Source organism: Endozoicomonas sp. ALC013 (assembly GCF_049310205.1).
GTDB lineage: Bacteria > Pseudomonadota > Gammaproteobacteria > Pseudomonadales > Endozoicomonadaceae > Endozoicomonas.
This window is the reverse complement of record NZ_JBLYNS010000272.1, coordinates 1-3,443: the sequence shown is the minus strand read 5'-3', so window position 1 is coordinate 3,443 and position 3,443 is coordinate 1. Positions and strand designations below refer to the sequence as shown.

The 3,443-nt window shown below is 50.7% G+C and carries 2 protein-coding genes; both read right to left on the bottom strand.

Translation table 11 applies throughout. The features are described 5' to 3' along the window. A partial coding sequence (locus tag ACO6V1_RS23020) for a hypothetical protein (RefSeq protein WP_422468814.1) occupies positions 1 to 428 on the bottom strand: 428 nt, incomplete at its 3' end. A gap of 611 nt (positions 429 to 1,039) precedes the next feature. Next, positions 1,040 to 3,443, bottom strand: a 2,404-nt coding sequence (locus ACO6V1_RS23015; protein ID WP_422468812.1) for a transglutaminase-like domain-containing protein, incomplete at its 5' end; no start/stop codon positions are given.

Genomic DNA, 3,443 nt, shown 5'->3' with positions numbered 1-3,443 from the left:
GTGCGATGGCTTACCGACCGGGATGGCACAACGGCCCGGGGGTTAGAGGCTCGGACGGTTTCAAAATCGGTTCTCCTCAAGGCAAATACCCGACGCCAGAAATCTGGTCCGGGAGCGTCAGGCTTGTATATTAAATCGTCCTTAACCAGAACAATCCGGCTGACTGCCTTGCTGATGGGGGGGCCATCCAGCCGGGGTGGATTCTCCAACAGCTCATTCAATGAGGCCAGCTGTCTGGGCCTGAGATTGTCACAATCGAAAACCAGGGTGATGGGCACTGACTGATAGATAAGCCCGGGACGCTCGATTTTTTGTCCGGGAGCGGGATAATAGTGCAGCCTTCTTAACGGGTGATGATCCAGGTCGTTCGGATGCCGGATAATAAAAAAAAAACCGATGCCTGTCGCTTCCCGAAAGAGACGGATCAACTCCTCCTTCCTTTCATTCCCACGAAAGGAACCGCAAAAATGAAATTCATCACCAATCGGTGATACCGACTGCTTCAGTTGGCTGATGCAATCTGTGATGGTCGTGACGTTACGGATTGGGCTGGAATGCGCACTATCTGATGATGCCTGTTGGACTAAATATGACTGCTCATTTTTGACGGACAAAACCCCGGTTTCTGGTGTTTTTTTAGGGATTTTACTGGACTGTGAAGGATCGCCTGTAGAACTTGCCAACCTTTTTTGAGCGGTTACAACAGAATGATCACTTGGCTGAATAGGAAGCATGAAAATAGTACTTTTCTGATAGTAATTGTGGTCGGTCAGTCAAGTTAGATGATGTAAACCGGCAAAAGTTCCTCCCTGCAATACCGCGGCTGATCATAGGAGTACCCTGATACGCTAGTACATAGTTTCAATGAGTTTGACGTGTACGATCTCCGTTCACCCTGAGCGGAGTCGAAGGGTGCTTGGCACGATCTATCAGAGTCCGGAGTTTCCGCCTTTAGGCCCTATGGGTCCTTCGACAGCCTCAGGGCGAACGGAGTGCGGAGGCACGACAACCCGTCAAACTCATTGAAACCATGTACTAGCTAATTCCCGCTTAAAATAGTTGCATCATGTTCATTGAGCAGGCGTTTTATGGTTCCCAGCGACTCCCGGCAATCCAGGGCAATACCCGGAGAAAAAATCCCACTGCCGATCAGGTTGAAGTTTTGCCCTGCCGGACTTTCAAAGATGATTCCCCGGTTTTCACGGAAGTTGCCAACGATCAAGACCCGGAATCTTTGCAGGTCGTTACATATCACCGGGGTATATATTTCAGCAGAGCGTTTATCGCCGATCAGGCGATTTAACTGCCGGTTAATTTCTGCATCATCGATGTGATCCTCTAAAATTTTGTTGGTCTGGGGCTCAGGGAGTTCCTCAAGAAAGGCGGCACCGGTCAGTTTATTGGTGCTTTGCCGGAGGGTCTCCCACGCCCTGTCGATCAAAAACTGGGCGGCCAATATCAGGGTATTGGTTTCCTGGTAGGAGGTTGATTTTTCCGGGAAACAGGGCTCACCACGGATCAGTCGGGCAATATCCGGTTTGCCCCGGGAGGCATGACTCCAATAAACCTCGGTAGCCGCCACCTGTGGCAATTGTTCCCAGGGGGGCAGCAGCGAAAAATTGCGAACCCCCAGACTGTTGCAGACATTTTTCAGATAAATTTTATTGATGGACTCAACCCGAAACAGGCGCTGGCTTATTCGTTGAGCCATGCCATTATGATCAAAATTGAACCGGATAATGGTCTGCAGGCTTTGCACAGGCAGGACGGGAAAATCATTCGGGCTTTGCAAATACAGTTGCCAGGCAAACTCCGACCACTGACAGAAAAGATGCTTTTTGGGAGACTGATAGTCGATTGACCAGATGAGCATACAGTGGCTCCAGTCGATAATGGCTTTTTTTTCCGGTGGAGCCAGGGTGGAAAAATGGTCAATGGCATGTCGGGCCGCCTGTAAATATTGTGTCGGCACCCAATGGTAGGCAATCAGGAATGCATCGATATTACCTTCGCAATCTGGCGATATTGGGTAAGTTCGATCTGATAATAACCCCCTGTTCATGGGGATGGGGCGGAAATTTTTCCGGAACGTTTCCAGAAAGGTGTCCTGGATAGGTTTTATCACCTCTTGGGGTAATTCAGATCTAACACACTGCCATTGCTGGAGCAGAGAAGTGGCCAGTGACAATATCCTGTTCCAGCCATCAGCGGCTCCGTCCTGTCCGCAAGATGAATTGACTGGCTGCACTGGGGCTGACTGGTAAAGATTGTGCCATGTCGGCTCTGATGAGTAACTGATACTGGAGCTGCCAGCGCCCCATAAATCACAAAGTCGCCACCCATTGCGGGATCTGACCTCAACGAAAGCATGTGATTTCGATTTTACTATTCGGGCTTCAATACCCCAGTAAAGACAGAGTAATTGAAACAGAAACGCACGGTGGCGGCAGGTTCCCTGTTGTTCCTGCAACAATTGCTTGACCAGACTGATGCCGGTTTCGTCAAAAGTACGATCGTAAGAAAAAGCTCTGAACCAATCGACCAGCGCCAGCAGCCGTCCAGCCAGATTGCTTATCAGCCCAATTTCCCGCAACTTCCGGTATCCCGGAAAGTGAACAGGATCCCCGCTGAAAACCTCCTGATCCAGATGTACTTTGATCAGGGGAGGGCATCGCCAGGGCTGAGTGTTGATGGGATCATCAGCCGTTAACGGCTGAAAGTAAGTCCGGTCGGGTTTAATAATAAAATCTACCGTCTCCGGTTCCGTGAGTTCGGAACGCAGATAGTATTGGCCTGTGTGCCTATCCTGTGCCAGCCTGGTCTGTTGCGGAATGGATCTCAGACCGGTCAAACGGTCGTTGGGAGTCAGCGATGGCAATCGTTGCCAATTGCGGCCCGGTTCCAGTGTCATGCGCCCGGGGGTTTCATCGGTTTTCAGATCGGTACGCCCGGTTAACAGGGGCAAAAGATTACTCTGATCCACGAGGTGTCTTGGCAACAGGCCGATAACTAAATTCTGATCAGTGGTCACATCGGCTGTGAGCAGTTTTAGTCGATACAGCTTGGCATGCCATTTAACGGGAAAAAACCGGGTAACCTGAAATTTTCTGGACGCACCCGGGGGCCTGCCCAGACTGAAAGCCTTCGGTGATTTTTTGGCCGAACCTCTGGAAGATCCCTTTTCTGATGACTGTACAAGAATATAGGGCCACTTAAATTCCCATGAACTTTTTTCCAGATAGGGTTCCCACTCCCAGCTCAGAACACCAGGCCACCAAACCATGGGGATTCTGCCCAATCGCTCGGCCGCCAGCAGCAGCTGCGGCAACGTCAGTTCAAGGGGAATGCGTTGCTGTCGGAAATCATCGTTAAGGGCACTGGCGCAATCGGTCAGCCACCGACTCAGATCCTCAGATATCCCCATGGCTTGCAGCCTGAGCCGA